2 protein-coding genes are annotated in these 3,106 nt (G+C 39.7%); both read right to left on the minus strand.

The features are described from left to right. Positions 1–105: 105 nt before the first annotated feature. Complete coding sequence (locus tag F6K53_RS36175; protein ID WP_293084246.1) at positions 106–1,923, minus strand: fatty acyl-AMP ligase; 1,818 nt, start codon at positions 1,921–1,923, stop codon at positions 106–108. A gap of 52 nt (positions 1,924–1,975) precedes the next feature. Further along, positions 1,976–3,106, minus strand: a 1,131-nt coding sequence (locus tag F6K53_RS36180) for a non-ribosomal peptide synthetase (RefSeq protein WP_293084249.1), incomplete at its 5' end; no start/stop codon positions are given.

Below are 3,106 nucleotides of genomic sequence, written 5' to 3' on the forward strand. Positions count from 1 at the left end.
TATGGTTTTTTTTTTTAAATACCATTTTTTTATTCAGCAACACCACAATTTTTAGTCAATTTATGCCTAAAGTGACACTAAGCTTTCTACATCGTACTCTTGTCCCTACACCAGATGCGCCCGATTTTTTGGAGTTGCCTTCATAACACTCATAACAGTTAGTTCTCTTAAGTGTTCTGGATTACTACCACCTGAATTTATAACTTCCAAAGTTCCCTCTAGAAACTTAATCCGACAAGCTTGACGCATTATCTTGCCACTTGAAGTTTTAGGAATGCTCCCTGATTTGATCAATGCGATCGCATAAACCTGTAGTTCGTGTTGCGCCATCAATTCCTGACGAATATCTCCATTTACTTCATTGAAATCCAGTTCTCGCAGCCAACTTCGTTCAACCTCCTGAACAACGACTAGTTTCTCTTCGTTATCTACCTCAATCCCAAATGCAGCCCCTGAATTTTTGCGCAATGATGGGTGACTATTTTCAACAGTAAATTCAATGTCCTGAGGATAATGATTGTGGCCTCGAATGATGATTACATCCTTCAAGCGCCCAGTGATAAACAGCTGACCATTCTTGATGAACCCCAAGTCACCAGTACGTAGAAATGGACCTTCACCAGTATCTACTGTATAAGCCTTAAATGTTTGCTTTGTCTCTTCTGGTCTATTCCAGTAACCTTGAGCAATACTCAAATTTGATACCCAAATTTCGCCAACTTCATTTGATGAGCATCTAATTAAAGTATTGGGATTGATGATAATTACATTTGTGTCACAAATCGGGAAGCCACAACTAACCACATATCGATTTCCATTTTGATTAGTATCCCCCTCAACAATCTGATTTTTCTCTAAGGCTGATGCCACAACTGGGGTGATTTGAGGCACATTATTGTGAGGTTTAGTCGCTACTAGTAAGGTTGCTTCTGCAAGGCCATAAGCTGGATAAAAAGCTGTAGCTTGGAAACCACAGGGTTCAAATTTTTGAATAAACTTTTCTATAGTATCTTTACGAATTGGCTCTGCTCCATTACTAGCAGTTCTCCAACTCCTCAGGTCTAACTCAGATAATTGTTCCGAGCTAACTTTATGAATACAAAGGTCATAGCCGAAGTTTGGGCTTTGGCTATGGGTTACCTTATACTTAGAAATAGCTTCCAGCCAGCAGCTTGGTTTTTTAATAAAGGCTAATGATGACATGACATAACAAGTAATACCAGAATAAATTGGCTGTATCAGTCCATCAATTAGACCATAATCATGGAAGTAAGGCATCCAAGTAGCTGCAACACTATCTGAAGTGTAGTTCCAAGCCTGCTTGATGTAGGCAGAATGGTGCATTAAATTGTTATGGGTAATTATAACGCCTTTTGGTGTGGATGTAGACCCAGAAGTATATTGTAAATAAGCTATACCATCTAGATCTATTTTAAATTCCTGCCATTGGCTTGCTAGTTCGTCTGATATCTCCTCAGTAAATAACCATAGTATATTATGATATTCAAAATCTTTTTTCCATTCATCTGAGAACAGAGAATAAATTTCAGATTTAGTCAGCACAACAGAAACTCGGGCATCCTTGACAAAAGCTTGAAGTCTAGGCAGAGTTCGCTTCAACCGAATTGCATCAGGCGGGGGAGCTGGTATCGCAATGACTCCTGCATATAAACATCCAAAGAAAGCACAAATGAAATCCAGACCCTGAGAATAGAGCAGCAATGCTCGCTCCCCCTTAGCTATCCCCATTGTCTGAAGTTTAGCAGCGATCGCCCGTGCCCTCCTTTCCAATTCTCCATAAGTCAAACTGTTTGCTTCTGTTTGTCCATTAAAAAGAAACGTATAGGCTTTTTTGTTGCCTTCATTCGTTGCTCGATAACGTAGGAGGTCTATCAAAGATAAAAATTTATTGTTAGTTTTCATATAAAGTTGTCCTTCATTAATCATCCATGCTTTGATATTTAATCAGCAAACCCTAATTATTCTGTTCAAGATAGATGTTGAGTTTTTCTGCTATAACCTGAATATAAGGTTCATAATTTATGGTAATGTGGGTGCCACCAATTGTGTAAATCTCGATCCCTGAAGCAGCTAGCTCAATCCAGGGGTATTCTGGATGTAATGGGTCGTATTCTTTACACCTGTCTTGAGCACGGAAAAAGATAATTTTTCCAGGATATATCTGTGGCTTGTAGCTCCACATTGCCTCCTTATTTGCCTTGAAGACTTGGATGAATTGACGAGTTTGAGATATCGGGAAATCATCGGGGATCAACTTAGCAATCTTTGCTTGCTCCAAAGCATAGATTACTTGATCTTCAAAATTGCCAACTTGTGGGAAAGAATTCAAGGACAAAAAACTGTTGTCTAACTCGAATAGGGTATCAAGAAGATAACCCATGATCTCTGTTTCGCTATCTAATTTCTTTGGCATTTCACCCGGACCGGGAGTGTCGATCAGAGCCAGCAATGCTACCTTTTCACCTTCTGCATGGAGTTGCTGTGCTAGCTCGAAAGCTAGAATACCTCCTAAGGAAGTACCTCCGAGAAAATATGGACCATTAGGTTGAACGGTGCGTATCGCTTTGATATATTCAGTTGCCATCTCCTCAACAGAGGTAAGTACTTCTGTTTTTTCATCTAAACCCTGTGCTTGTATCCCATAAACTGGTATATCTGAGTCTAAAAAACTAGCTAGCTCCCTATATATATAGACTGTTCCGCCAACAGCGTGTAATAAGAAAAGAGGCTGTTTGTTATTGCTCCCTGCTTGAAGTTCTACCAGCAAGGAGGAAGGTGCTTGTGGTGTTTCCTGACCTGGAATATTTTCCGATGAGGTTCTTGCCTGAATTGATTCAGAAAGTTTAGCAATAGTAGCAGTATTTAAAATAGCCTCTATAGGTAGCTCAGTTTGGAAGGTTTCCCGTAAGTTATCAATTACCTGAACTGCTATGAGGGAGTCTCCTCCTAACTCAAAGAAATTATCTTCAATTCCTATTTGTTCAATCCCTAGACTTTGTTGCCAAATTTCAGCAATGGTTTGCTCTGTCTGATCCCGTGGCGCAATATAGGAAGTTGCCAATTTAGGTCGTGAGTGGGATGAGGA

The organism is Moorena sp. SIO4A1 (assembly GCF_010672065.1).
Taxonomy (GTDB): Bacteria; Cyanobacteriota; Cyanobacteriia; order Cyanobacteriales; family Coleofasciculaceae; genus Moorena.